At 66.9% G+C, this 24,084-nt stretch carries 19 protein-coding genes and 1 riboswitch; of the genes, 3 read left to right on the forward strand and 16 right to left on the reverse strand.

What is annotated here, in order from left to right; translation table 11 throughout:
* A partial coding sequence (locus B4920_RS02950) for a phosphomethylpyrimidine synthase ThiC (RefSeq protein WP_173862633.1) occupies positions 1-710 on the reverse strand: 710 nt, incomplete at its 3' end.
* 39 nt (positions 711-749) lie between these two features.
* Positions 750-851, reverse strand: a riboswitch (TPP riboswitch).
* A gap of 198 nt (positions 852-1,049) precedes the next feature.
* Between B4920_RS02950 and B4920_RS02955 the strand changes: the two genes are divergently transcribed.
* The gene (locus B4920_RS02955; protein WP_079433130.1) at positions 1,050-2,495 is read left to right on the forward strand and encodes a carbonic anhydrase; all 1,446 of its coding nucleotides are present in this window, start codon (positions 1,050-1,052) and stop codon (positions 2,493-2,495) included.
* On the opposite strand, the gene B4920_RS02960 is transcribed toward B4920_RS02955, so the two are convergent.
* The 3 genes from B4920_RS02960 to B4920_RS02970 all read right to left on the reverse strand — a co-directional run bounded on the left by B4920_RS02960 (position 2,496) and on the right by B4920_RS02970 (position 7,757).
* Complete coding sequence (locus tag B4920_RS02960; RefSeq protein WP_079433131.1) at positions 2,496-5,342, reverse strand: ATP-binding protein; 2,847 nt, start codon at positions 5,340-5,342, stop codon at positions 2,496-2,498. It abuts the gene before it with no gap.
* A 9-nt stretch (positions 5,343-5,351) separates the two neighbouring features.
* Positions 5,352-6,257: a transporter substrate-binding domain-containing protein gene (locus B4920_RS02965; protein ID WP_079433132.1), complete on the reverse strand. Its 906-nt coding sequence runs from the start codon at positions 6,255-6,257 to the stop codon at positions 5,352-5,354.
* 84 nt (positions 6,258-6,341) lie between these two features.
* The gene (locus tag B4920_RS02970) at positions 6,342-7,757 is read right to left on the reverse strand and encodes a PLP-dependent aminotransferase family protein (protein ID WP_088179365.1); all 1,416 of its coding nucleotides are present in this window, start codon (positions 7,755-7,757) and stop codon (positions 6,342-6,344) included.
* Positions 7,758-7,907: 150 nt separating this feature from the next.
* Between B4920_RS02970 and B4920_RS28385 the strand changes: the two genes are divergently transcribed.
* A complete protein-coding gene (locus B4920_RS28385) occupies positions 7,908-8,345 on the forward strand; it encodes a hypothetical protein (protein ID WP_088179366.1) in 438 nt (145 codons plus the stop codon).
* Positions 8,346-8,362: 17 nt separating this feature from the next.
* On the opposite strand, the gene B4920_RS02975 is transcribed toward B4920_RS28385, so the two are convergent.
* The 6 genes from B4920_RS02975 to B4920_RS03000 form a co-directional block, all read right to left on the reverse strand.
* Complete coding sequence (locus B4920_RS02975; RefSeq protein WP_079433134.1) at positions 8,363-10,588, reverse strand: heparinase II/III family protein; 2,226 nt, start codon at positions 10,586-10,588, stop codon at positions 8,363-8,365.
* A 78-nt stretch (positions 10,589-10,666) separates the two neighbouring features.
* Positions 10,667-11,638, reverse strand: coding sequence for a glycosyltransferase family 2 protein (locus B4920_RS02980; RefSeq protein ID WP_079433135.1), 972 nt, complete (start codon positions 11,636-11,638; stop codon positions 10,667-10,669).
* Positions 11,635-12,933, reverse strand: a complete 1,299-nt coding sequence (locus tag B4920_RS02985; protein WP_161493227.1) for a glycosyltransferase family 4 protein — start codon at positions 12,931-12,933, stop codon at positions 11,635-11,637. Before B4920_RS02985 ends, B4920_RS02980 begins: the two co-directional genes overlap by 4 nt.
* Positions 12,930-13,808 carry a glycosyltransferase family 2 protein gene (locus B4920_RS02990; protein ID WP_079433137.1) on the reverse strand — a complete coding sequence of 293 codons (879 nt, stop codon included), beginning with the start codon at positions 13,806-13,808 and terminating at the stop codon, positions 12,930-12,932. Before B4920_RS02990 ends, B4920_RS02985 begins: the two co-directional genes overlap by 4 nt.
* A gap of 28 nt (positions 13,809-13,836) precedes the next feature.
* Positions 13,837-15,294: a lipopolysaccharide biosynthesis protein gene (locus B4920_RS02995; RefSeq protein WP_079433138.1), complete on the reverse strand. Its 1,458-nt coding sequence runs from the start codon at positions 15,292-15,294 to the stop codon at positions 13,837-13,839.
* Between the two features lie 121 nt (positions 15,295-15,415).
* Entirely contained in the window at positions 15,416-18,019 is a 2,604-nt protein-coding gene (locus tag B4920_RS03000) for a hybrid sensor histidine kinase/response regulator (RefSeq protein WP_079433139.1), read from the reverse strand.
* Positions 18,020-18,334: 315 nt separating this feature from the next.
* On the opposite strand from B4920_RS03000, the gene B4920_RS03005 reads away from it, so the two are divergent.
* On the forward strand, positions 18,335-19,531 hold the full coding sequence (locus B4920_RS03005; RefSeq protein ID WP_254050819.1) for an MFS transporter: 1,197 nt from the start codon (positions 18,335-18,337) through the stop codon (positions 19,529-19,531).
* Between the two features lie 13 nt (positions 19,532-19,544).
* On the opposite strand, the gene B4920_RS29420 is transcribed toward B4920_RS03005, so the two are convergent.
* Genes B4920_RS29420 through B4920_RS03030 form a run of 6 tightly spaced genes read right to left on the reverse strand, consistent with a single transcriptional unit; the run spans position 19,545 to position 24,004 of the window.
* Positions 19,545-19,685: a hypothetical protein gene (locus B4920_RS29420; RefSeq protein ID WP_161493228.1), complete on the reverse strand. Its 141-nt coding sequence runs from the start codon at positions 19,683-19,685 to the stop codon at positions 19,545-19,547.
* Positions 19,682-20,344, reverse strand: a complete 663-nt coding sequence (locus B4920_RS03010; protein ID WP_079433141.1) for a lipopolysaccharide assembly protein LapB — start codon at positions 20,342-20,344, stop codon at positions 19,682-19,684. Before B4920_RS03010 ends, B4920_RS29420 begins: the two co-directional genes overlap by 4 nt.
* A 10-nt stretch (positions 20,345-20,354) precedes the next feature.
* Positions 20,355-21,161, reverse strand: a complete 807-nt coding sequence (locus tag B4920_RS03015; protein ID WP_079433142.1) for an SDR family oxidoreductase — start codon at positions 21,159-21,161, stop codon at positions 20,355-20,357.
* Entirely contained in the window at positions 21,158-21,817 is a 660-nt protein-coding gene (locus B4920_RS03020; protein WP_079433143.1) for a TenA family transcriptional regulator, read from the reverse strand. The genes B4920_RS03015 and B4920_RS03020 overlap by 4 nt, the downstream gene beginning before the upstream one ends.
* The gene (locus B4920_RS03025) at positions 21,801-23,309 is read right to left on the reverse strand and encodes an AMP-binding protein (RefSeq protein ID WP_079433144.1); all 1,509 of its coding nucleotides are present in this window, start codon (positions 23,307-23,309) and stop codon (positions 21,801-21,803) included. Before B4920_RS03025 ends, B4920_RS03020 begins: the two co-directional genes overlap by 17 nt.
* Positions 23,306-24,004 (reverse strand): thermostable hemolysin, encoded by a 699-nt coding sequence (locus B4920_RS03030; RefSeq protein WP_079433145.1) that lies wholly within the window; start codon positions 24,002-24,004, stop codon positions 23,306-23,308. Before B4920_RS03030 ends, B4920_RS03025 begins: the two co-directional genes overlap by 4 nt.
* Between the last annotated feature and the right edge of the window lie 80 nt (positions 24,005-24,084).

Below are 24,084 nucleotides of genomic sequence, written 5' to 3' on the forward strand. Positions count from 1 at the left end.
AGGAAGTTGCGGCCGATGATCATCGGCTCGGACTCGGGATGGTTGATGTTGTTGGGGATGATGGCGCGGCCGCGGGCGACTTCGGAACGCACGAACTCGGGGGTGATCTCGCCGGGGATGGCAGCACCGAAGTCCTGGCCCTTGTGCTGGCGGCCGAGCAGGGCGGCCATCTTCTCGCCCATCGGCCCGGTGGCGCGCAGGCTCTCGAGGTAGGCGGCGCGGTTGACGTTCTCGCGGATCGCGACGAACTCCATCTCGGGGGTGATGATGCCTTGGCGGGCGTAGTGCATCTGGGAGACGTTCTTGCCCGGCAGCGCGCGGCGGGGCTTGCGGTGCAGGCCGGGGAAGCGCAGCTCGTCAAGCTTGGGGTCGGCGGCGCGGGCACGGCCGAACTCACTGCTCAGGTCGGGGAGGACCTCGGTGTCACCGCGCTCTTCGATCCAGCCCTGGCGCAGGGCCGGCAGGCCGGAGCGGATGTCGATCTTCGCGCTAGGGTCGGTGTAGGGGCCGGAACAGTCGTAGACGAAGATCGGCGGGTTCTTTTCCCCACCAAAACCCGTGGGCGTATCGGCCTGGGTGATCTCGCGCATCGGCACCTGGATGTCCGGGCGGGAGCCTTCGACGTGGATCTTGCGGGAATTGGGCAGCGGCGCTACGGCCGCTTCGTCCACGTGGGCGGACGAGGCGAGGAATTTGTCGGTGGCGTTCATGGAGGCTCCTTTGGGGGAGGGCCGCCGGAAAAGGGAAAGGCGGCAGGAGCCACGTTTCCCTACGCCGGCACGACCCGGATCAGGTTCGGAGGGTAATTCTCAGCCGGGCGATCAAGCGCTGCGGCACCCCTAACGTTTGTGCCGGCAAAGTACTGGAAGCCCCAGGTAAACGCAAGATTTGGCGGGATTTTTTGTCGATACCGCAGCGTTGGGGGCAGTGGGCTGCAGGGGGCGAAATTCGACGGGAATGGCGCCATGCCTAAAGGTTTGGGGTGCTGCGGCCGAAATAGCTAGCAATCGGCCACCTGATGGCCACGCATATTTCCCGGAGACGCAACCATGCGCCCACGCATGCGACCCCTGTTAGTCCTGCTGGCTTTTGCCGGCATCAACGCTGCGATGGCTGCCGACTGGCAGACCGTTGCGTCCGACAAGAAGCGGACCATCGAACTCGACCGCGCCAGCATCCTGCAGTCCGACCCGGGCACCAAGGTTGCATGGGGACGGATCGTGCTGTCTGAGGCAGAGGCTGCCGCCGCGGGGTATGTGTCGGTGAAGGCGCTGAACCGCTACGACTGTCGTAATCAGACCTTCGCCACCGTGAAGCGCGTCTATCTCGATGCCGACGCGATGGTCATCAAGGACGAGAAGGTCAAGGTCGAGAAGGACATGCCAGTGGCGCCGGGCAGCGTGGACGAGCGGCTGTGGCGCGACGTCTGCAAGCCGGCCGGCGGGGTGGCCGACATTTCCCAGCTCGCCAAGAGCGCGTCCAAGGCGGCCCAGGCGGCTCAGGCCGGGAAGCCGGAATTGCGTTCGGCGGACTACCGGCCGGCCAAGGGCGCCGACAAGCCCGTCACGACTCAGGTGGCGGAAGGCAAGGGGGAGCGCGCGGAAGAGGCGGCGCTGCCGATCAAGAAGAATTTCATCGACAAGCCGGCGCCCCCGCCCAAGGCCGAGATGGCAGAGCGGCCGGCACGGGCCGAGGCTGCTCCGCCCGAAGTGCAGCGGGTGCCGGTCTATATTCCGGCGCCGCGCCCGCGGCCGCGGGTCGTGCGGGCTCCGGTGCAGTATGCCCAGTCGCCGCGTCCTGTCGCGCTGGCCCACCACGAGATCCACTGGAGCTACGAGGGTGACAACGGCCCACCGAACTGGGGTTCCCTGAAGCCCGAGTGGCAGCTGTGCGGCAGTGGCGAGCGGCAGTCGCCGATCGATATCCGCGAGGGCATCAAGGTGGATCTGGAACCGATCCGCTTCGACTATCGCCTGTCCAATTTCCGCATCGTCGATAACGGCCACACGATCCAGGTGAACCTGGGGCAGGGCAACACGATGTCGGTGATGGGGCGGGTCTACGACCTGGTCCAGTTCCATTTCCACCGGCCGTCGGAGGAGCGCGTCAATGGGCGCGGCTTCGACATGGTGGTGCATCTGGTGCACAAGGACCTGGATGGCCGGCTGGCGGTGGTGGCCGTGCTGCTCGAGCGCGGTCAGGCGCATTCGTTGATCCAGACCCTGTGGAACAACCTGCCGCTGGAAAAGAACGTCGATTATTCGCCGGAGGGCGTCAGCATCGATCTGAACCAGTTCCTGCCGGATAACCGCAGCTATTACACCTACATGGGTTCCCTGACCACGCCGCCGTGCAGCGAGGGCGTGCTGTGGATGGTCATGAAGCAGCCCCAGCCGGTGGCGGCCGAGCAGATCGCGATCTTCTCGCGTCTCTATCCGATGAACGCACGGCCGATCCAGTCGGTGCGTGGCCGGCTCATCAAGGAATCGCGCTGATCAGGCCTGGGTGCGCCTTTCGAGTTCATCGATCAGCGCATCCAGCAGGTTCGCGAGCTGCCCGGCCAGCTCGCGGCTGGGCCGGCGCTGGCCGGCCCGGGCGGCTTGATCGGTCGCCGCGGCGAGGGCCTCCAATTCCCCGGCCTTGAGGGTGCCGGCCGAACCCTTGATGCTGTGGGCGATGAAAGACAGTTCGGTCAGCTCTCCTGCACCCCCGGCCAGTTCCCGCAAGCGCGCCGTAGCCGCCCGGTACTTGGGCAGGGCCTTGGCGGCGAGGCCGGTCACGAATTCCCGTTTTCCCCTGAATTGCGTTTCGAGTGCGCGCCAGTCGATGAGCATCGGCGGTGTCGACGTGGTGCTGTTGCCGTTCTCGGGGCCCCCCTGCGATGCGGCTTCTTCACGGAGCGCGGGCCTGCTGCAGTAGCGCAGGATCAGGGCGACGAGGGCGTCGGTCTCGACCGGCTTGGCCACGTGGGCGCGCATGCCGGCGGCCAGGCAGTGCTCCTGGGCTTCCGTGCCCGCATGGGCGGTGAGCCCCAGGATCGGCAGGCCGGGATTGTGCTGAAGGATGCGACGGGACAGTTCGTATCCATCCATCTGTGGCATCTGGATGTCGGTGAGAACCAGACTGAAATGACCGGCCGGTGCTTCGTACAGTGTCTTCAGGGCTTCGGAGGCGCTGCCCACGCAGGTCACCTGGGCGCCTTCCTGCCCGAGCTGGCCGCCCAGTACCATCCGGTTGATGTCGTTGTCGTCCACGGCCAGGATGCGTAGTCCGCTCAGACGGGCCTCGGACGTGGGGGGCTCCTGTAGTGCAGACTGCGGGGCTTCGCGCAGGCGGACGGCGAGATGGCGTGCCCTCAGGGGGCGTTCGACAATGGCCAGCTGCGCGTAGGGTGCGTCCTCCTGGGAAAGCCGCTGGATGTCATCGGGGCGACCCGTCAGGGCCGTACGGAGCGTGTCGGGATGAGGGGCTTCAAGCCAGCGCTGCCAGATGTCGGACTTCTCGGCCAGGCCCAGGTCGACCAGCACCAGGGTGTTTGCCGGAGGCGTGTCGGGTGGCGTTGCGATGACACGGGCGCGCATGCCCAGATCGTCCAGGTTGGTGATCATCAGCTCCGCCTCGTCGTCGTCCAGGCCTGCCAGCAAGACGGTTGCCTCTGTGTGGCACGGCGGGGAGAAGACGGCATTCCGCAGGGGAAGGCGGACTTCGAACACGCTGCCTGCACCGGGGATGCTGCTGACGTCGATGTGCCCGCCCATCGCGGCAGCGAGCCGGGCGCTGATCGACAGGCCGAGCCCGGTGCCGCCGAAGCGTCGCGTGGTGGAGCCGTCGGCCTGCTCAAAGGGGGAGAACAGGCGCTCACGCTGTTCCCGGGTCATGCCAATGCCCGTGTCGGCGATGCGCAGGCACCATTCGTCGCCGATGACGCGGGTGTCGACCATGACACGGCCTTTTTCCGTGAACTTGATGGCGTTGCCGAGCAGGTTGACGAGGATCTGGGACAGGCGCAAGGGATCTCCCTCGCAGCGGGCCGGCAGCCCGAACTCCCCGACCAGGACATCCAGGCCTTTGGCGTAGGCATGCGTGGCGGTCAGGGTGAGCGCGTTGTCGATGACCTGGCCCGGCTCGATGGCGATGCGTTCGACCTCGAGCTTGCCGGCTTCGATCTTGGCGTAGTCGAGGATGTCGTTGATGATGCCGAGCAGGTGGCGGCCGGCCTCGCCGATGCGCGCGAACTGCTGTTCGGCCTGGCGTCCGCGGGAGGCGTGCCGGCCGAGCTGGGCCAGGCCGAGAACGGCATTCAGCGGGGTGCGGATCTCATGGCTCATGTTGGCCAGGAATTCGCTGCGCAACTGGGCCAGGCGTTCGGCTTCGCGACGGGCTTTCTCGTGGCTCCGTTCCACCTGCCGGCGCTCGCGCATTTCCAGCATCACGATGTAGAGCACGATGAAGGGAACTGCGCCGACCGCCACCATGAAGAGGGATGGGATCGAACGGGCGTCCAGTTCGTGCTTGGTGATGAGGGTGGCGAGGGCCAGAGGTGAACCTTCGATGTCCCGCTTGAGCGCCGCGATCGGTCGTTGATCTCCGCCGGGCAGGTCGGTGGGGAGGGCGATCGTGCCGGAGTGCATGCCGGCCAGCAGGTTGGCGATCTCCGGCTGCGCAAAGAGCATGTCGCCGCTGGTGGATAGGGGGGTGCCGGTCGCCGAGACCACGATCGCTTCCGGGCGGCTGCTATCGGGCCAGCTTTTGCGGCCGGCCAGCGCGAGCACCGGGCCGTGGGCCACCACGTGGCCGCGCAGACGTCCCTTGTGCAGCACCGGGCTGGAGAAGCGTAACTGATCGGCATCCAGAAGGATGACGCCGGCAGTTTGACCGAGGGGCTGGGCGAGCGCGGCGAAGTCCGCGCCAACGTCCCGGTTGCGCGAACCGGCCTGGGTGACGGGGTTGCCGTTGTCGTCGACGAGGGCGATGTGCGTGTAGATCGGTGTGTCGCCGACGCGTTTCTGAGCGATGAGGTGGGCGAATTTGTCCTCGATGGCCTGCACATGGACGCCCAGCCCGTACGCCTCGGTCATGCCCAGGTCGGTGCCGCCAAAGTAGCTGGCGACCGCCTCCGATGCCGCCAGGTCGGTCAGATCGTTGTGCCGCTCGGCGAAATAATAGGAGAGGGCTCCGGCCTGCTTGTCGAGTTCGAGCTGGGCGGCGTCCAGCAGATTGTCCCGGAGCCGGTGCTGCACGCTGATGTTGTGGGCGAACAGGGCGATGGCATAGGCGAGGAAGAGCAGGAAGGCGATGGCGCTCTTCCTGTATCTGCGGAGCAGGATTCCGGCCGGGGGCATGGCGTGGGCTCAATCCCGCCGGGGAATGTCCCGGAAGAAGATGGGCAGGTAGCGGGGCGCGGAACGGAAGTACTTGTCGACGAGCTGCATGTAGGTGCCGTTCTGCTTGATGTGGGCAAGGAAGTGGTTGAAGGCTTCCCGCAGCGCCGGCGAATCCTTGCGGAAGGCGGCGGCCATGCGCTGTTCGCCTGACACGGGGCCGATCACCTTGATTTGGCCCGGCCAGCGTTCGAGGGCGGTGAGTACGTCGGGAACGTCGAGCAGGGTCATGTCGCTTTCCCGTTTGAGCATGGCCGGCACGAGGTCGTTGAGATTGGTGCTGTTGGTGAAACGCTTGAGGCGGAAGCCCTTGCCTTCGAGATCGTAGAGCGTCGGGTCGAGGCAGGAATTGTCCATGACGAAGGTGGTGCCCAGCTTCAGCATGGCCTTGGTGGCCTGAATGTCCTGTTCCAGGCTGCCGCTCGGCCTGATCGGCGTGGCCTTCGAGTCCGGACGGGCGAGCAGCCACACGGCGGACGGGAAAGTGGGGTCGGAGAAGTCCACGAATTTCCGGCGCGGCTCGAGGATGGTCATGCCGTTGGCGATCACGTCGCCGCGTACCGGACGGGTTCCCACCTGGCGGAGTGTCGGCGCGTAGCGGATCTCCTTGCCGGTCAGGTCGCCGATGGCGTCTTCCCAGGTGGTCTCCACCGGGACGTAGCGCACGCCCAGGTGGTGGGCAAACTGTTGCATCAGTTCCACGTCGAGGCCGTCGCCGCTGCCAGTGACGAAATTGGCGTAAGGCACCCCCAGGTGGCGCAGCTCGCCGCGCTGGAGGATGTCCTTCAGGTCGTCGGCCCAGGCGGCGTGAATGCCCAGCGCCAGCAGCAGGCCGAGCAGTCTGGAATGCCAGGGAAATGACCGGTCTGCACGCATGGGACTCCTCCGTCACGCCCGGGTGGAGACCTCAGATTACCCGTTGTGCCAGCCGGGGACGAGTCATTTTGAGTTACGGACTCCTCACGACGGGGTGGCGGGACGTGGGGCTTCGGCGAGAAAGCGCTCCAGCCGCGGGTCGGCGCTGAAGCCCACATTGAAGCGGAGGAAGCCGGATGCCTGGTTCTGGGGGCGGAACACGTTGCCGGGGGCGAGCAGGATGTTGTTCCGTGCCGCCAGGCGGGCCAGCTCCGCGGTGTCGGCCAGACCGGGCACCCGGGCCCACACGAAGGGGCCGCCGTTGGGTTCGGGGTCGGGGCTCAGGCCGACCCGTGCGAGCATGCGCAGGGTGCTGGCGGTGGCGTCGGCCAGGCGCCCTTTCAGGCGTTCCAGCAGCTTGCGGTAATGACCGTCGGTCAGCAGTTGGTGGACCATCTGTTCGGCCATCTCGGCGGAAGACATCATCGACACGATCTTCACGTCGGTGAACAGGTGGGCGAGGTCGGGATGGCAGGCCATGAAGCCCACGCGCAGGTTGCCGGAAATGGTTTTCGAGAAGCTGGCTGTGTAGATCACCCGCGACAGCTGGTCGAGGCTGGCCAGGCGGGTGGCCGCATCGGGGGCGATGTCGCCGTAGATGTCGTCCTCCACCACCATGAAGTCGTGCTTCTCGGCCAGTTGCAGAATGCGGAAGGCATTGGCTGCCGACAGGTTGCAGGACGTAGGGTTGTGCAGCACCGAGTGGGTGAAGAACAGCTTGGGCCGGTGTTCGGCCAGCAGGGCTTCGAGGGCCCTGGGGTCGGGGCCTTCGGGCGTCCTCGGGACGCCGACCAGCGCCACCCCGTACAGGCGCAGGTTGCCGAACAGGTTCCAGTAGCCGGGGTCGTCCACCAGCACGCAGTCGCCCGGGCGCAGGAAGTAGCGGCAGACGATGTCGAGGGCCTGATGCACGCCGTAGGTGAGCACGATCTGCTCCGGGCGGGCCGCGATGCCGATTTCCGCCAGCCGGACCTGCAGTTGGGCGCGTAGCGGCGCGTAGCCCTGGGCGCTGCCGTAGCTGACCGGGCGGACGTCCGTGCGTCGGCCGAGGCCGCGCAGGGCGCGCAGCACGCCGGCCTCGTCGAGCCAGGCGGCGGGCAGGCTGCCCGCACCGGCCTGGATGCGGCCGGGGATGTCCACCGCTATTTCGCGCATCAGCCAGGCCGCGTCGATGGCTCGCTCGATGGCATCGCCGGAGCGCTCCGCGGCAGCCGGCAGGGGCCGGTTCGCGACGTAGAAGCCGGAGCCGCGGCGGGATTGCAGGTGGCCCAGGGCGACCAGCCGGTCGTAGGCCTCGACGACGGTGAAACGGGAAACGCTGTGCTGGGCGGCGAACTGCCGGATTGCCGGCAGGCGGGTGCCGGGACGCAGGAGGCGGTCGTCGATATGGGTACGGATCCCATTGACGATCTGGTCTACGAGGGGCGTCGGGCTGTCGGAGGACAGGGGAAGTTGTAGCACGGGGGGCTCCGGTGTATCGGTTGGCGCACCGGGCCAGGTGACAGGGATGCACCGGTGCAGGATGCCGATTGGCTCCTGAAGTGTATCTGGGGGTGTCCGGAATTGTCTTCTATTGTCAGGCGTCCCCGGTTTCGAAAAAGGCGTCCTCCCATGTTCCAGGCAATCTTCCGTGTGCTCGCCCTGTGTTGTGTTCTTGGCGGGGCAGCGCCGGCAGGGGCGGTTGAACTCGTCGTTCCCGATTTGCGCTGGGTGCTGCTGGCGCCGTCTGGCGCGGGCCCGGTGCAGTTGATCGAGGTGGGGAGTGCGGTGCGTCCGCTGGCGAGCCTCTACCGCCGCGGACGAGGGGCCGCGATCGCGCTGGCCGTTCAGCGAGAGCCGCGCCGGGTCTGGGTGCTGGCCGACGACGGGCTGGACGTGCATGCGGCATCCAGCGGTCGTCTGCTCGGCCACTGGTCTTTCCCGCAAGGGGCGTGCGCGGGACGCCTGGAGGTAGTGTCGGCGGGTGGGCCGCCGCGGGTGTGGTGCGGCCCGCGGGGCTTTGACGCCGTCGCGGGCACCGCCGTCCTGGTGCCCGCCCGGGCGCACTGAGGCATCGGCTTCGGTGCTTAGTGCAGATAGAAGCCCACGGCCCAGGTGGCAAAAGCAGCCCAGAATACGGCGAGCCCCGTCGCTGCCAGCGGTACGCCACGCTGGAGCGCCGGGCGCTTGCGGGCGACGAGCCACCAGGCCAGTTCGATGAACAGGGCGAGCCCCACGACCAGATAGCTCAGTTTTAGGCGGAACGTGGACAGGTCGCGCGTCGGCGGATATTGCTGAATGGCTTTGGCGTAGGCGGCCTTGAGGGTGGCGCGTTCGGCGCTGACGTCCGGCGCGGCGGACCAGGTGTACGTTTGCGCGCCACCGGGCGGCATGTCGATGGACAGCTGACCGCCATCGCGCCGTAGCTGTCGCGTCGTCTCGCCGATGCTGACGCTGGCTTGCCACTTGTCCGGCGTGGCGCCCGGCACCAGCCGGAGCTGAACGCGCTCCGCGTCACTGGATCGGTAGAGGGAAAAGAGGGCGCCACTCACGGAGTCTGCTGACGGGACGAGGACCCGCAGGGCGTAGCTGGCGGTCGGGCGATTGCCGTTCACGACCCAGCCGGCAAAGGGGGCGTGGGAGCCGCGCAACAGGGTGGTGCTTGCCGCAGGTGGGGTAGCCAGGCTGATGCCGAGGCGCGCTGTCTGGCCGGGAAGGCTGGCCACGAACTGGCCCGGTGTTTTCGTCGGTTCGACATTCAGCCGATGGGACACCGTCCAGATTGTCTCGCTGCCGGTGCCGCTGCCTGTTGTGAAGTCGAGTACGAGCAGGGTGGCGGCGTCCAGCTGGACGATCTCGCGCCGATAGCGTTCACCGTTGGCATTGCGCCGCTCCAGATCCACGGCTTTGAGAGGCGCGCCGGAGATGTGACCGAGCAGTTCGATCTCGCGCTTTTCCAGGCGCTTTTCGCCGATACGATGGGGGGCGTTGCTGCTCGGCCAGCCGTAGGTGTCCTCCATGTTCGACATGTCGTAGGGCCAGTAACCGGTACTGGTAAGCCAGTCGATTCCGTCAGCCCACAGCTGGACGGCGGCCTCGTCTGCGTGTTTGTGGCCATGACCATCGTGTTTGGACCAGTTGATGACGGTCTGGGACAGCAGGTCTGTGTCGCGGTCCCGGTTCCACCACAGGGCGTAGCCCGAGACGGGCAGCAGATGTGCCGCTTCGGCAATGGGGGCGGTGGATGGCGGATGTTCGTGCAGCGGCGACCTGCCTGCATCGGCGGCATCGGGGATCGAAAAGCGACTGCCGGCGCTGGTGTTGCCGATGAGGGGCAGGCTGCCGTCGGGGCGGATCAGCTGCACGAGGCGGCTTGCGCTGAGTTCCGCATCACGCACCAGCCAATCGGGGGGCGTCATGCCGTTGAGCACGCACAGCCTGACCGCCTGCGCCAGCAATTCGGCTCCGAAAGCGTGGTATTCGCCGGAGTGCTCCAGTACGAAACCCTCCGGCGATACGTAGAAGCCGGCCTGCAGATGCAGGCGTTCCAGGCCCAACTGCTTCCACGCTGTGGCTTCCGGCAAGGCCGGGAATGCGACCCCGATCTGCATCAGGGCCAGGTTCTGCATGACTCCATGATTTGTTCGAACGGTGAATTGGGGCGGATGAGCGAGGAGTCTTCCGCTCCGCTGGACCAGCGACAGAATCTCGCGCTTGTCCGTGGGGGCAACCGCCGGGTCGTTGCGAATCACCCGCCACAGGTGGGCCAGGACCGAAATGCGGGCGGCAACGGCATGGTCGTTCCACAGGAAGTCGGACGAAGTCCGCTGCTGGGCTTCATAGGTGGCGAAGTCGACCACGCGCTTTAGCGCCAGCTGCTTGTAGCGCGGATCCTGGCTGGCGTCGTAGGCGTCCAGGAGCAGGCGTTCCAGGCCAAGGCTGGCGAGAATGAGCTGTGCCGTAGAGGTGCCGACTCGCAAGTCTTCCGGAAAACCGTTCAGCGGCACGGCGCTGTCCAGGATCGGCAGCTTGAGGGTGCCTTCCACGGCTGCATTGGCGGCGGCGATGAGTTTGTCGGGAGGCAGGTCTACCCGAATGGCGAAGCGCATGCCGGCGATTTCGTTCAGTACGGTTGCGTCGGGTTGCGCCAGCGATGCGTCGGTGACGTTCGTACTTACCGGGCTGCGGTCGATATGGTACTGGGCATAGTGGGGGAGCCAGATCGCCACCAGCACGCCGAGGGCCATGGCGAGGCGCAGGACACGGTTGCGAGTTGGATGGGATGTCGGGGCGGCGGGTGTGCGGGGGCTCATGCTTCTCGAATGCGTTGCGAGGATGGTTGCGCCGGGGAAGATTGGCGCGCGGACCGGGCGGCTAAGGCCCGGCCTTGGTCACGGTGTCGCGCCGTCGTTACGCGCCAAGCGCGGCAGAAAGGTCTTGCACCAGGCCAGCGCGACCTTGGCCCGGGGGCTCCAGCCGAAGGACTGCAGGAACTGCCGGCGTGCTTCGGGACGATGGCCGTCCAGCAACTGCTGATAACCCAGGTCGAACAGGTAGGCGGCAATCCGCCGGCGGTATCTTCTTTTCTGCTCCGGATTCAGTTGCCCTTCCACCCGGGCATAGTTGCGTGTATGCGTTGCGGAGAGGCCGATATTCACCCGCGCATCGTCGTGCATCAGGCTGGCGGAGTGTTGCCGGTAGGCATGCAGCGCTTCATTGATGAATGCGGCCTTGCCCTTGATCAGGATCCGGAACCATAGATCGATGTCTTCGCCGACGACGAGGTCGAGGGGAAACCATTCATCGAGCCCTTCCAGGGCGCGGCGCCTCAGCACGATGGACGAGGTCACGGGCCCGACCACCCCGACCGAGCTGTAAGGATAAAAGCCCGGGCGGGTGATATAGACGTTCGGGGCGATAGGCTCCAGATAATCGACCGCACTGTCCATGTAGTTGACCCGCGCCAGATAGCTTGGGCCCAGGCTGGCACCGTGTTCATCGACCCGGTGCATGTCCGAGAAGACGAGGTCCACATCGGGCCGTGATTCGATCAGTGCGATCTGTTTTTCGAGCTTGTCCGGGTACCAGTAGTCATCCGGGTCGAGAAAGCAGATGTATTCGCCGCGGGAGCGCTCCATGCCGAGATTCCGCGGTTGGGCGGGACCACCCGAGTTGGGCTGATTGATGACGGTGATGCGCGGGTCGTCCTGCGCCAACCGCTCGGCCAGTTGCCGGGTGTTGTCGGTGGAGCCGTCATTGACGATGAGCACTTCCAGATCCTGGTAGTGCTGGGCCTGGATCGATCGGATCGCCTGTTCGAGGTAGGGCTCGCAGTTGTAGGCAGCAATGACGATGGAAATCATGGGCGCTTTCCGGAGCGGGATGCACGTGATGGGTTTTGCAGCACATCGGCCAGTTTGGCGACGACATGGGACCTTTCGTAGCGGGCCTGGATGGCCTGGGCGGCACGTTTGCCCATGGTGGCGGCCGCGGCGTGATCCCTCAGCAGCTGGATGCAGCCCTCCGCGAAGCGCTCGGGGCTGTCGCGCAGCAGGATCTCGTGCTCATTCTCGAGCTGGATGCCCTCGGCGCCGATGGTGGTCGAAACGATGGGCTTGCCGTAGGCGGCGGCCTCCATGATCTTGACCCGGGTTCCACCACCGGAAAGGATCGGGCAGACCACGATCCGGGCCGCCGCATAGGCGGCATCCAGATCGGTCACGAAGCCGGGGAAGTTGATCCCGGGCGGGGGCGCGGATGCGTGACGCAGCAGTTCCGAGCGGAGACCGGCAATGGTGATGCGGGCATCGGGAACGGCGGCGATGACCCGCGGCCAGACCTTATCGATGAAGAACTCGGCACCGGCATGATTGGGCGCATAGCTGTAGTCGCCGAGCAGCAGCAGGGTCCGGGCGTCCGTCAGGGTATCGCTCTGCTGCTTGGCTGCGATCGCGTTGGGAATGGCGACGACCCGGCGGGTCGAGTACAGCTGTTGCAGTTTCAACCGGTCCGTTTCCGAACAAACGAATGTTGCCGCGCAGCGCCGGATCGCCTGTCGCTCGCCATACATCAGCGCCGGTATCCTCAGGTACTCCAGGCGCTTGCTGGGCCACATGGGGGGTTGGGCGACGCTGCGGATGAAAGCCACGTGCTCGACGTCGTCCATGTCCATGAACACAGGGGGCAGGTCTTCGCGGGTCAGCAGAACCGGCGGGACGCTGAGCAGCCGATGCACGAAGATGAAGTCCGGTTTGCGTTCGAGGCACGCGTTCAGGGCGGCGACCTGGCGTTCTCCAGCCTGGGTCGCGTAGTCGGGTTGCTTGAAGAAGCTGAGCGCCGGCTCGAAGAACTGGCGCCAGTAGGTGCTGCCCTCCGAATATTTTTCCCGCTCGCACAGGGTCACCGTAAACCGCCCTTCCCACAGTCGGCAGAGGCGTTCCTGAATGCTCTGCCGGGTCGTCTCGCTGGTTGCTTCCGGCCCCGGCAGGACATACAACAGGACCTCGATGTCCGTGCACACCGACTTGATCGCGTCGATGAGCAGGCGCTGCCGGCGGTGGAAGCCCGATGCGCTGCGCTGTTCGTTCTCGGGAACGCTCGTTGCAACGAACAGGGCGCGTTGGGAGGGCTTCTCGGGCGAGTCGGAATGCAGATTCATTTCAGCAGGCGCCATTCGATGTAGCGGCGCCAGAACGCCTGGAGCGGCTGCGTGACGCGTGTGTAGCGGGGGTGGTAATGATCGGTGTACTCGATGTGCTTGTTGATGTTGAGGGCCACCAGTGCGCCCAGGACACCGTTGCTGCGCGGAATGCCCGCCTCGGCCAGCAGCCAGCGACTCATTTCGTAAAGTGGAAAGCAGCGTGCCAGAGCCGTACTGCCATCTGCCCGGGCGAGGCTCTGGTAGTTGGCTGCTGGGGTCAGGTCGCGCGTCATCAGCACTTCCGGAATTTCCGCATGGCCGCCGAAGCGCAGGATCGCCGCGCAGAAGGCCCAGTCGTAGGCGTGAAAGGAGCTTTCCGGAAAGGAGCGCTGGCCCGCTCCGGTGCGAAAGATTCCATACATGCGGCTGTTGTCGCCGGGGGCGAGCAGGTAGCGTCGGATGTTGGTGTCGATGCGATCGAGCAAGGGAAAAGTCGCGTTGGACAAGCCTGCCGGAACGCCGCCCTGTTCGAACTCCACCCGGGGCGTGGCCAGGACGATGTCCGGGCGGGCTTCGAGCTCGGCGATGCAGCGCTGCGCGAATTCCGGATGCCAGCGATCGTCGCCGGCGGCCCACATGAAGAACTCGGTTTCGGCGCGGCGTAGCAGGAAACCGAAATTCTGGTACTTCAGGTTCTTCGGCTGGCGGATGTACTCGATGCGGCTGTCTTCGCGCGCCAGTTGCATGGCGACGTCACGGGTGTCGTCCGGGGAGTTGTCGTCGGAGATCACCAGCTTGAAGTCCCCGAAGGTCTGGGACAGCAGGGATTCGACGGAGGTGCGCAGGGTGAGGGCGTTCTTGTAGGCAGGGACGCCAATTGTCAGTCGCGTCATGGGCTTGGGGGCAGGCTGGTGCGGGTGCTCATCCGGTCTGGCCCGGCTTGAGACGTGAGAGGAGCTTGGCCCCTACCGCGCTGAGTTCGTTCCGGAGGGGGTGGCCGCTCAGGATGGCCGCGACGATAAAGCCGACGGCGGCGCCGATGCCACCCAGGATGACGGCCGACAGGCTGCTTTCGGGCGCCGCGCCGAACAGCGCGATGACCGTCACAGGGCCGATGGCCGACGCCAGTGCGATCAGCGCGCTGCGCCAGACGGCCTGGAAAAGCTGGGACCAGGAAAAGCCGACGATGCCCTTGATGACGTGAATCCACACCGTGGCGCTGATGGCGGCGGTGGCCGTCATTGCCCAGGCCAGCAGGGTGACGCCGAAGGCGGCGCTGCCTGCGGCCAGCACGACGGTGGTGACGGAGCTGACGGCGGTGGCGGTCAGCATGCGCCCAGCCTGGCCGGATGCGGTCAGCGCGGCCGAGCCGAGGGCCACCGGCGCGGCAAAGAAGTAGCCGACGGCCAGAATGCGCGTCAGTTCCACCGAGGCATCCCACTGGGAACCGTACAGGACGCGGACGACCGGGTGGGCGAGCACGATCAGGACCAGGCAGAAGGACCATCCCAGTGCGCAGATATAGGAGCTGGCCTTCAGGAATGCCTCGGTGAACTGGCCTTCTTCCCGGCGCTGCTTGGCAAAGCTGGACATGGCCACACTGATGATGGGGTCGGTGATCAGCCGGCTGAACATGGCGACCAGACCGCTGGCGCGGGAGAAGAAACCGACGGCCGCCATGCCCTGCATCTTGCCCAGCAGCAGCTCGGGCATGTTGCTGTCCAGGGTATTCAGCAGGGACGTGGAGGTGAGCTTGCCGCCGAAGGACAGTACGCGGCGGATCTCGCTCGTGCCCGGCATCCAGGGAAATGACTTGGGGCGGAAGTAAATGGAGGTGAGCGCGCTCACCAGCGTTGTCGCGAACATGCCCAGGGCCAGGCTGATGGCGCCGTAGCCCTGCCAGGCCAGCGTGAGCGAGACGATGGTGCCGGCCAGCGTGCCGGAAAAGCGGATCAGCGCGATCGAGTCGAAGCGCATCTCGCGGATGAGATAGGCGTAGGTCAGCGAGCCGAAGGGATTGATGGCGTAGTTGAGTGCGATGACGAACATGATGTCGCGCATCTTGGGTTCGCCGTAAAAGGCGGAGACCGGAACCGCGGCAAGCAGGATGAGGGCGGCCAGGGTCAGGCCCAGGCCCAGCTGAACCGCCCACACAGCCCGGACGCGGGCCGTGGTCAGCTCCTTTTCCTGGACCAGGTATTCCCCTGCCCCCAGGTCGCGGACCGTGCCGAGAAAGGCCAGCAGCACCATCGTGACCGAAAAGACCCCGACCTCGCCCGGGGTCAGCAGCCGCGCGATGATCATCGACGCCCCCATGTTGATGGCCAGGCTGGCGTAACGATCAAGGAACGAGAAGGCGATGGCTTTGTGAGTGGACAAGGGATTACCGGCGGATATGCATTCAGTCAGGGCGTCAAGTTTAGCCGAGTCAGGGCTGCATATTTGCGAAAAACTGCCTCGTGCCCGTCATTGCCGGCGGCATAGCGGGGGGGTTCCGCATTCATGCCGCCAGGTGCAGCGAGTGGGTTTCGAAGTGTAGCAGGGCATCGTCGACCGTCTGCCAGTGGCCGGTCATGACGGTGTCGGGCAGGGCGGCGGCAAGGGCACTCTCGAGCGCCAGGCAGGTGTCGGCTATGCGGGTCAGGCCGAGGGTGGCCGCCGTGCCCCGGAGGGCGTGGGCGCGGCGGGCAAGCGCCGTATTGTCCCGGTCGTCGAGCGCCTGCCGCAGTTGCATGCGTTCCTGGGGCAGGCTGCGCCGGAAGCCTTGCAACAGTGTTCGGTAGGCGGCCGGCTTGCCGCCGGTATTGCGTAGGCCTGAGGTGATGTCGAGTGCCGGGATGTCCGCCAGGGCGGCCAGCGGGTCGGCTGCCGCGGCCGGCTGGGGGCTGCTGGCCGAAGGCCGGGCCTGGTCTGCCTCAAGGCGTGGCTTGGCAGGCAGCCAGGCCAGCAAGGTGGCGTACAGGGCTTCGGGATTGACCGGTTTGGCGATGTGGTCGTTCATGCCGGTATTGAGGCAGGTCTGGCGGTCTTCGGCAAAGGCATTGGCCGTCATGGCGAGGATGGGCACCTGGGCGTAGCCGGGCAGACCGCGGATCGCCCGGGTGGCCTCGATGCCGTCCAGTTCGGGCATCTGCATGTCCATCAGGATCAGGTCGTAGGGCCGGGCGGTGGCCAGGGCGACCGCCTCGTTGCCGGTGCGGGCCAGATCGGCGCTGAGGCCCGCCTGGGCGAGCAGGGCCAGGGCGACCTGCTGGTTGGCTTCCATGTCCTCGGCCAGCAGGATGCGGCAACCGCCGCATTCGGTTGCCAGGCGGGGGGCGATGCCCGTGTCGGTCGCCGGTGTGCCCGGGATGTCGCTGGGCAGCGTGTCGTCGGCGCGCCCGAGGTGCAGGGTGACCCAGAAGGTGGCGCCATTGCCGGGGCTGGCGTCCACGCCGACGTCGCCGCCCATCAGGCGGGCCAGGTGGCGGGTGATTGCCAGTCCCAGCCCGGTGCCGCCGAATTTGCGCGTGGTGGCCTTGTCGGCCTGTTCGAAGGCCTCGAACAGGCGAGCCTGCTGGGTGATGTCCAGGCCGATGCCGGTATCGCTGACCTCGAAGCGGATCGTCCAGCCGTCGGGTTCTTCCCCGGCGATGAAGCCGCGCAGCGCAACGTGGCCGCGCTCGGTGAATTTCACCGCATTGCCCAGATAGTTGACCAAGATCTGGCCGATACGCGTGGCGTCGCCGTGCATGACCGGCGGCAGTCCGGCAACGTCCACGCCGATGCGCAGGCCCTTGGCGCGGGCGCGGGCGGCAACCATATCGACCGCCTGCTGGACCACCGTTGCGGTGCGGAAGCTGGTGGCTTCCAGCTGGAGCTTGCCGGCCTCGATCTTGGACAGGTCGAGGATGTCGTTGATGAGGGCCAGCAGATGGGTGGCAGCGGTGGAGATGTGGGTGATCCAGTCCTGCTGGTCGGGCCGCGGATGGCCCGTCTTGAGGAGGTGGCTGGCGCCGATGATGGCGTTCATCGGGGTGCGGATTTCGTGGCTCATGTTGGCCAGGAAGGCGCTCTTGGCCTGGCTGGCCTGTTCGGCGGCATCCCGCGCCGCGACCAGCTCGGTGGAGCGTTCGGCGAGGCGGTGATTGCTGTCTTCGAGCTGCCGTGTGCGTTCCGCGAGCAGGGCGTCGGCCTGGCTCTGGCGGTACATGGCCCTGGCCACCAGCAGGCCGAGGACGACCAGTACCATGCCGCCCAGCAGGCTCAGCAGCAGGCCCCGGTTCCATTCGGCAAAGGCCTCGTCGATGGGAATGCCGACCACCACGTAGAGCGGATAGCGGACCGCCTTGCGGTAAGCATTCATGCGTTCGATGCCGTCGATCGGGGATACGCCGATTTCCAGGCCATCGGTGCTGCCGCCGCGGATGGCGTTGACGACCATCTGGGTGGTGCGTGCTTGCCCGACGGCGTTTTCGACGGCCGGCTGGCGGACGATGATGCGGCCGATCCCATCCACCAGGCTGATGCGCGTGCGGGGTGACAGGCCGAGGGTTGAGTAATAGTCGAGGAAGCCTTCCGTCAGACCGAAGTTTGCAACCACCATGCCGCCGAAGCTGCCGTCGGGCAGGTCGAGGCGACGTGCGATCTGGATCCCCCATTTTTTCGAGACCCGCCCCTTGATTGCACCGGACACCACGGGTTGGTGTCGCGCACCGTTCTTCAATTCCAGAAAGTAGTCCCGGTCTTCCAGGGTGCTGCCGGGCGGGCTGCCGACCGAGTTTACGAAAACATGGCCGGCCGCATTGGTCAGGGAGATGGACACCACCCCATTGGTGCGCTGCTGGTGGGCGACGAGCAGGCCGACCAGTTCGTCCCGACGCGCGGCCTGGAGTTGGCGGTTGTTGACCAGGTCGGCCGTGCTGATGCGCTCGGCGATGCTCTGCAGCATGTCATCGACCCGGTCGATGTTGCCGGAGGCGTGCTGCTCGATCATGCGGGCGAGGGTTGTCGCCCGGTCTTCGGTCTGATGCCAGATGGTATCCCGGGACGCGACCAGACTCCCCATCAGGAACAGGATGAAGCAGGTGACGATCAGCAGGATCATCGAGACGTTCTTGTTCACTGTGGATGCTTCCGGGGTGGGGCTCGGCCGGGCACGGGTGGCGCCATGGCCCAAATTGAAAACTGTTCGGAATATACAGAAAGGGTGAAGGCTTGCGGAGGAAGGAAATCACTGCACAAGGTGGGAAAATTTGAATGCTCAAAATGGGTGTTGTGGTGGCTTGGATGCCTGGGTGGGTGGCGATGCTGTTGTTGTTTTCCGAGCTTCCCGTCTGCGGGATTTATGAGGCTGGACGTCGGCACTTGGCATGAGGCAAGGTGCTAGCGGTCAGACTGGATAAAGGGGGTTCGCATGGGAGGCGGCGACAAGGCTGCGATGACATTCGGCGCCGTGGCGGGACGGATTCCGCGCGGTATCTGGGCGCTGGGGCTGGTGTCGATGCTGATGGACATCTCGTCCGAGATGATCCACGCGCTGTTGCCGGTCTACCTGGTGTCGGTGATGGGGGCGTCGATGCTCGCCGTCGGCTTCATCGAAGGCATTGCAGAGGCGACCGCGGCAATCACCAAGGTGTTTTCGGGGGCGTTGTCCGACTGGCTCGGGCGGCGCAAGCTGCTGGCAGCGCTTGGCTATGGCCTGGCGGCCTTCACCAAGCCGGTCTTCCCGCTGGCCGGGACGCTGGGCTGGGTGGTGGCGGCCCGTTTCGTGGATCGCATCGGCAAGGGCATCCGCGGTGCACCGCGGGATGCGCTGATCGCCGATCTGGCGCCGCCGGAGCTGCGCGGGGCGGCTTTTGGCCTGCGCCAGTCTCTGGACACCGCTGGCGGCTTTCTCGGTCCACTGTTGGCGATCGGCCTGATGGGATTGACCGCCGACAACATTCCACTGGTGTTCTGGTTTGCGGTGATCCCGGCCTTCGCCTCTTTTGTGGTGATCCTGCTGGCCGTGCACGACGCGCCGCGTCCGGCTGAGGCGGTCAATCCGCGGATGCCCCTGTCGCGGGCCGAACTGGCGCGACTACCGGCCTTCTACTGGGGCATCGTGGCACTCTCCGCGGTGTTCACACTGGCCCGTTTCAGCGAGGCCTTTCTCGTGCTGCGCGCGCAGGAGGTCGGTGTGGCGCTGGTCTATGTGCCGGCCGTGCTGGTCGTGATGAACGTGGTGTATTTCCTGTCCTGTTACCCGATCGGCGTGCTGGCTGACCGCTGCCACCGGGGCACGCTGCTGACGCTGGGCCTGGCCGTGCTGGTTCTGGCCGATCTGGCGCTGGGCGTGGTCGATGGCTTGCCCGGTTTTGTGTTGGGGCTGGTGCTGTGGGGCCTGCACATGGGCATGACCCAGGGTCTGCTGGCGACGCTGGTAGCCGATGCGGCACCAGCCGAATTGCGGGGCACGGCCTTCGGCGTCTTCAATCTGGTCGGCGGCGTTGCGCTGCTGGCCGCCAGCGTGATTGCCGGCGGCCTGTGGGATGTCTTCGGCTCCCGCGCGACCTTCCTGGCCGGTGCCCTGTGTGCGGCGCTGGCCTTGCTGGGAGCCTTGCCGCTGCTGCGCCGCCGGCCGCAGGTCGTCTGACGGCGTATCGGCATCAGAAGCACATGCCCAGGATTTCCCGGTACAGCCAGTCGTAGCCGGCCACGCCGCAGGCCGCGGTCAGCGCGCAGAGGGCGTAATCCACCAGGCGGCTGCGCCACGGCGGGGCGGAAGCCGCTTCGGACGGGGTGTTCATTTCGCGGCCAGCTTGTCGGCGTGCTTGCTGCGGATCTCGTCGAGCAGGGCTTGCACGTCCTTGTGGCGGCCGGCGTCCGCATCTTCGCGGCCGGGGCGCGGTGGGGCGGCGAGGGCTTGCTGCAGGTGCTCGACGGCGCCGGCGTAGTCGCCCTTGTCGGCCAGGTAGTCGGCGTAGAAGTAGTGGGCGTCGATGCCCTTCGGGTTCATCTTCAGCGCCGTTTCCAGGTACTTGCGGGCCTGATCCTTGTCGCCGAAGCCGATCGGCCAACCCGGCACTTTGCCGTACAGGCTGCCGAGGCTGGTGTAGACCGAGCCGTGGAGGGTCTGCGGGTCGATCTTCTCGGCGGCCAGCAGCAGGTCGCGGGCCTGCTTGGCGGCGGACAGCGCCCCGAGGCCGCCGTTGGCCTTGGCGTAGCTGGCCAGCACGATGGCTTCCCAGACCAGCGGCTGGGGCTTGCCCGGTTCGGCGACGACCAGCTTGTCGGCCTGTTCGGCGAGTTCCTTGAAGGCCTTTGCGTGCTCCTTGGCCGGCGCCTGGTAGTTGATACGGGCCCAGCGGTGGGCGATGTCGGCGACGGCAGGTTCGAGCTTGCCGTCATCGGCCATGGCGGTGGCGGACAACAGGCTGAGCAACAGGGCGGCGAGGGGTTTCTTCATGGGGGGGCTCCTAGTTGGATTCGGCCAGATGGCGGCGGGCGAAGGGGCGCATCTGGCGCCCCTGGCGGATCAGCGCCCGGTCCACCAGGCGCGGGAGAATGGCGTTGAGGCGGACGAAGAGCTTCTCCGGCCAGCCCAGGTAGGTGTCGGCTGCCTTGTGCAGCACGGCGGCGAGGACTTGCTCGGCGACGGCCTCGGGACTGTCCTGATGCATGCCGAGCGCGTCGGCCATGTGGGCGACGGCTTCGCTGTTGATCGCGGTGCGGGTGTAGCGGGGGGCCACGTAATGCACCTGAACCGGCCCGCCGGCCAGTTCCCGCCGCAGTGCCTCCGAGTAGCCGCGCAGCGCGAACTTGCTGGCGGAGTAGGTGGCGAAGCACGGGAAGGCGATGGAGCCGAAGATGGAGCCGACATTGACGATATGGGCTTCGGACCGGCCTTGCAGGTGCGGCAGCAGGGCCTGGATAAGCTGGATCGGTGCGACGGTATTCACGGCGAAGGTCTCGGCGGTGGCGGCGGCCGACTGGTCGGCGCTCAGGCCGAAGTGCTGCACGCCGGCGCAGTTGATGACGCCGTCGAGGCTGCCGAAGGCGTTGATGGCCTTGCAGGCGACGTCCGCCGGCGGCGTGGTGAGCAGGTCGGCGATGACCAGCCGTGCCTCGTGGCCTTCGGCGCGCAGGGTGGCGACGAGCTCGATCAGCGGCCTGGACTGGCGGCCGAGCAGCACGACGCGGGCGCCGGCACTGGCGAAACTGCGGGCCAGGGCGCGGCCGATGCCGCCGCTGGCGCCGGTGATCAGGATGGTCTTGTCTTTCATGCGGCGTCTCCGGTGGGAAGGCTGCGGATGAGGTCGCCGTACAGGCGGAAGAAACGGCCGGCGGCGTGGATCAGGGCGGCCTTGTCGGCCGCATCGTCGAGGCGGTTCACCAGCGCGCGGAAATGCTCCATGTGGCTGATGTCGAGGCTGCCGTGGCTGCTCAGGTAGCTGAAGGCGCGGGGCGGCAGATCGAGGGCGGGTCCGAGGGCGCCGGCCAACTGGTTGGCCAGCGCGACGCTGGTGCTTTCCAGCACATAGACCATGCCGAAGAAGCCGACCGGATTGCCGCGCTGTACGGTGTCGTAGGCGTAGGCGACCATCAGCTCGGTCTCGAAGGCAGGCTGCCCGTGGCGAACCGCCTCCGCGTCGCCACCGGCGGCCGCGATGTCGTTGAGGATCCACTCCTGGTGGCCCAGCTCCTCCTCGATGTAGTGGGCTGTGGCGTCGCGCAGCCATTCCAGGCGGGCCGGCAGGCGGCCACCGCAGCTCATCAGCAGCGGCACGGTGTGGCGCACGTGGTGGTAGGCCTGGGTCAGGAATGCCAGGTATTGGGCGCGGCCGACGCGTCCGCCAAAGGCATCGGCGAGGATCGGCGCGGAAAGCAGGCGGGCACGTTCGTCGCGGGTCGCCTGTTCCAGTTCAGCAAAGCAGTCCATGGGGCTCTTTCGGGGTGTCGAGGGGGCGGGGTTCGGTCAGGGCGTCGGCATATGCGGCAGCGATCGCGTCGCGGCGCGGGCGGCCGTTGGCGGTTAGCTGGCCGTTGTCGGGGCTGAAGGGCGTCGTGGCGAGGATCCACGTGCCGACGCGGGCGTAGTCGGGCAGATCCCGGTTGGTGGCGGCGATGGCCGCGTCGATGTCGGCTTGGCTGGCTGCACCGCGCGGCACGATCACCGCGACGTTGCTGCTGCGGCCCTCGCCGAACACCGCGGCCTGGGCGATCGGCGCCTGCAGCAGCAGTTCCCGCTCGACCCATTCCGGCGCCACGTTGCGGCCGAAGGCGGTGATGAACATGCTCTTGCGGCGGCCAGTGATGTGCAGCCGGCCGTCGGCGTCCAGGTGGCCGACGTCGCCGGTATCGATCCACTCGTCGTGGCGCGGTGCTTCGCCCAGATAGCCAAGGAAGCCGGCGCCGCCGACGTGGATGGTTCCGCCGGGGCCGATCGCCAGCGCCACATGGGCGAGGGGGCGCCCGACGCAGCCCGGCTGGTTGTCGCCTGGGCGATTGACTGCGACCACCGACGCGCATTCCGACAGACCGTAGCCCTCGAAGACCGGCAGGCCCAGCGCGGTGGCGGCTTCCAGCAGGCGCGGCGAGACCGGGGCACCGCCAACGGCGGCATAGCGCAGCGCGGACGGGTGCGCTGCGCCGGCGCGGATTGTCGCGACGAGGGCCAGCAGCAGTTGCGGCACGAGAATGGTCGAGGTGGCACGGGCGGCGCCGAGGGCCGCCAGCAGGCGGGCTGGATCGACGCCGGCGCTGCCGTTCAGGCCGACCTGTTCGCCGGGGAGCAAACGGGTCGTTGCGCCAGCCAGCAGCGGGACATACAGGCCGCCGATGTTCTCCAGCAGCGTCGCCAGGGGCAGCAGGGCCACGTGGCGGTCGTCCGGTCGGGCCGCGCTGGCTTGCTGCAGGCTGGCGGCCACGTTTTCGATGGCCTCGCGCCCCAGGCAGACGCCCTTCGGCGTGCCGGTGGTGCCGGATGTGAAGGTGATCTTGAGCGTACCGGGTGGCAGGCTCACCGGCGCCGAGTCGAGCCGGCGCATGTACAGGCTGCCGTACAACAGACGGGGGGCGCCCCGGCGGGCGAGCGTGCTCAGGGCTTCCGGACGGTCGCTCAGCAGCAGGTCGATGCCCGCCTGGCTGGCTGCGTGGGCATGCTGGGCTGGCGTGAAGAAGGTTGGTAGCGGGACGAGCGGAATGCCGGCGGCAAGGCAGGCCAGGTCCGCCACCGCCCAGTCGGGGCCGTTGTCGGCGAGCAGTCCGACGACGCGTGGGCGCAGTGCTTGCAGGATCTCGGCCAGCGTCGCCACGGCTTCGGCGAGCGCGGCGTAATCGAGCCTGTGTTGGGCGCCTTCCAGCGCGGGGGCCTCGGGCCTCGTTGCCGCGTGGTGGGTGAGGGCGCCGATGATGGAGCCGGGGCCGCTCATGCTTTGCCGCCCTGGTGCCGGTGTGAGGTGATGGCCGCAAAGCCCTCGTGGATGTCGCCGAACATCACCCGCGGGCCGTGTTGGTAATAGCTGCCCCAGTCGACCTTTTCGGCGGCGGACAGGCAGGCCGGGTCGGCCGGGGCGAGTTCCCGCGGTGTCAGGCCGAGGCGGGCGAAGGCGTTGCGCAAGGCCGTGGTGCCGGTGAACACCACCCAGCGGTGGCCTTCTTCATGCAGGCGTTCCGTGACGCGCAGGATCAGGGTGCGGAAAGTGCCGGCACCGCGTCCGGCCAGTTGGCCGACCTCGACGATGCTGTGGCGCTCCACGGTCTGTCCGGTGGCTGCGGCAATGGCTTGCTCGATCGGCTGGGCCAGGTAGCGTTCGAGGAACAGCGGTTGCGCGGCGGCTTCCCGCAGGCCGCAGACGCCGACCGGCAGGCCCGACGGCGTCTGCAGGCTGAGCAGGCGCGGCATGAAATGGCCGATACGCGCTTCGTAGGCGGCGGCGAAACGGCTGCTGATCATCGCTTCGGCGGCCTGCCGGCCGTCGCCACGGTGTTCGATCAGGCGCTGTGCGTCGTCCTGAGTGAGGGCCGGCTGGCCGCTGGCGGCCTGCGCGAAGGGCGGGAATAGTTGGGTGCCGGCCGGTTGCGGGCCGACAAGCGGGGTTCTGAACGGAATTTGCAGTGCCGACACGGCGACTCCCTTCGATGGCGATGGGGCCGACGGGCTTCGCCGGCTTTGCAGTCGCTAGTGCAAGAGGGGTGCCATGTGCC

Source organism: Zoogloea sp. LCSB751, from assembly GCF_002028455.1.
Taxonomy (GTDB): Bacteria; Pseudomonadota; Gammaproteobacteria; order Burkholderiales; family Rhodocyclaceae; genus Zoogloea.